The 2,501-nt window shown below is 47.1% G+C and carries 4 protein-coding genes; all 4 read right to left on the reverse strand.

Annotation, left to right across the window (positions count from 1 at the left end; all coding sequences use genetic code 11):
- On the reverse strand, nt 1–408 hold a 408-nt coding region (locus tag Q1V74_RS01370; RefSeq protein ID WP_300646726.1), incomplete at its 3' end, for a transporter substrate-binding domain-containing protein.
- A 62-nt stretch (nt 409–470) separates the two neighbouring features.
- Nucleotides 471–1,247, reverse strand: coding sequence for a phosphate ABC transporter ATP-binding protein PstB (pstB, locus tag Q1V74_RS01375; protein WP_260649195.1), 777 nt, complete (start codon nt 1,245–1,247; stop codon nt 471–473).
- A 31-nt stretch (nt 1,248–1,278) separates the two neighbouring features.
- The gene (gene pstA / locus Q1V74_RS01380; protein WP_300646727.1) at nt 1,279–2,145 is read right to left on the reverse strand and encodes a phosphate ABC transporter permease PstA; all 867 of its coding nucleotides are present in this window, start codon (nt 2,143–2,145) and stop codon (nt 1,279–1,281) included.
- Nucleotides 2,146–2,156: 11 nt separating this feature from the next.
- Nucleotides 2,157–2,501 (reverse strand): ABC transporter permease subunit (locus Q1V74_RS01385; protein WP_300646729.1); only part of this gene is annotated, 345 nt, incomplete at its 5' end.

Consider the following 2,501-nt stretch of genomic DNA (forward strand, 5'->3'; position numbering starts at 1 on the left):
CAAATCATAAGCCGCGCCCTGGCCAACCGCAATACGCACCCCCTCTCGATCTAGCTCTTCCACCTGCAACCACGGTGCCGTGTCTTTAACCATATAGGTTCCCTCTATCAGTACGTAGGCTTCGGTGAAATCGATTTTCTCTGCGCGTTTAGGATCGATCGCCATAAATGCGATATCCCAAGCATTTTCCTCCACAGCGGCCGCTACTTTTGCTGCAGCGTCATAACTAATAAAACGGGGCACCACGCCAAGGCGACGAGCGAGTTCTCTGGCAAGGTCTGCCGTTACCCCTAAAGGAACACCATCTTTACCACGTTGTGCAAGTGCTGTATTGCCGTAATTTAGCGCAATGCGTAATTCGCCTTGGGGTGCTAGGTTTTTCATCACAGCGTCTACCTGATTCAACATGAATTGTCTCCTTAATAAAAAAAGCAGCCCGTAGGCTGCTTTAAGAATAGTTCGCAAATCGATTAACCAAAGCGTCCAGTGATGTAGTCTTCGGTTTCTTTGCGTGCGGGCTTCACGAAAATCTGGTCCGTTTCACCAAACTCCATAAGCTCGCCCAAATACATATAAGCGGTGTAATCTGAGCAGCGGGCAGCCTGTTGCATATTATGCGTCACAATTAACACAGTATAATCGTTTTTTAGCTCCGTAATGAGCTCTTCGATTTTCGCTGTAGAAATGGGGTCCAATGCCGAGGTTGGCTCATCCAATAACAATACCTCTGGTTTAATCGCAACGCCGCGAGCAATACACAAGCGCTGCTGCTGACCACCCGATAATCCATTACCGTTTTGTTTGAGCTTATCTTTGACCTCATCCCACAAGGCCGCTTTAGTCAGCGCCCACTCTACCCGCTCGTCCATTTCCCCTTTGCTTAGCTTTTCAAATAAGCGCACCCCAAAAGCAATATTGTCATAAATGCTCATTGGGAACGGCGTCGGTTTTTGGAAAACCATGCCAACTTTAGCGCGTAATAATGAAATATCTAAGTTAGAGGTTAATAAATTTTCTCCATCCAGCAGGATTTCCCCCTCGGCTCGCTGCCCAGGATAGAGTTCAAACATGCGGTTAAAAGTACGCAACAAGGTGGATTTACCACATCCCGATGGGCCAATAAATGCCGTCACCTTGTTTTCCTTGATGCTCATATTGACGTCTTTAATGGCATGGAAGTTGCCGTAGTAAAAATTTAAATTTTTTACTTCGAGCTTAATACGTTCAGTTGTAGAGTTGCTTTGCATAGTCATCATTTAATCGAAAAAAGGCGAGGCGTTATTTGTTACGGAATAAGGTGCGAGCCAAAATATTGATGCCCAACACAAACAAAGTGATCAATACGGCACCTGCCCAAGCGAGACGGTTCCAATCCTCGAAGGGGCTTGCTGCATATTGGAAAATCACCACTGGCAAGTTCGCCAACGGCCCGTTCATATTTAACGACATAAACTGGTTGTTTAATGCGGTAAAGAGCAAGGGCGCGGTCTCGCCCGATATACGAGCTACGGCTAATAACACACCCGTAATAATGCCAGAGCGCGCGGCACGATAACTGATAAACATCACAATACGCCATTGTGGGCAGCCCAGCGCCGCAGCAGCCTCACGTAAACTATTTGGCACTAATTGCAGCATATTATCCGTAGAGCGCACCACCACTGGGATCACTAAAATCGCCAAGGCTAACGAACCCGCCCAACCCGAGTAGTGCCCAAACTGGGCAACGTGGATCGCATAAATAAATAAACCAATCACAATCGATGGTGCTGATAGCAACACATCATTTAGGAATCGAGTCGCTGGTGCCAACCAACCGCGCTGACCGAACTCGGCCAAATAGGTGCCGGCTAAAATCCCTATCGGCGTCCCGATCAAGGTCCCCATGCCCGCCATCATAAAGCTACCTAAAATGGCGTTTAATAACCCCCCCTCCACACCAGGGGGTGGGGTGGGCTGTGTGAGCAGTGTAAAGGATAAGGCCGATGCCCCTTTAACTAGTAAAGTAATAATGATCCAAAACAGCCAAAACAAACCAAAAACCAAAGCAATCGCAGACAAAGTCAGCATGAGCCGGTTAAAGCGGTTGCGGCGTTTATAGAGAGGATTATCCGGGTTCAGTACAGAAGTCGTTGTATTTTGCATAGTGTTGCTGCTTAGGATTGAGCACCCTCGTTTTTAGCTAAACGTAATAGCAAGACTTTAGAAACAGCCAATACTACCGTGGTGATTAAAAACAGAATTAAGCCTAATTCTAGTAAAGCGGCTTTTTGCATGCCACCCGCTTCGTTAAACTCGTTGGCCAGTGCCGATGCAATAGAGTTAGAGGGAGCAAAAATCGAATTGGGAAGATTAAAGGCATTACCAATCACAAAGGTCACGGCCATGGTTTCCCCTAAAGCCCGACCCAAACCTAACATAATGCCTCCGATCACGCCATTTTTTGTAAAAGGCAATACCACACGCCACATGACTTCCCAAGTGGTGCTCCCCAAGCCATA

This window comes from Paenalcaligenes sp. (assembly GCF_030152715.1).
GTDB lineage: Bacteria > Pseudomonadota > Gammaproteobacteria > Burkholderiales > Burkholderiaceae_B > Paenalcaligenes > Paenalcaligenes hermetiae.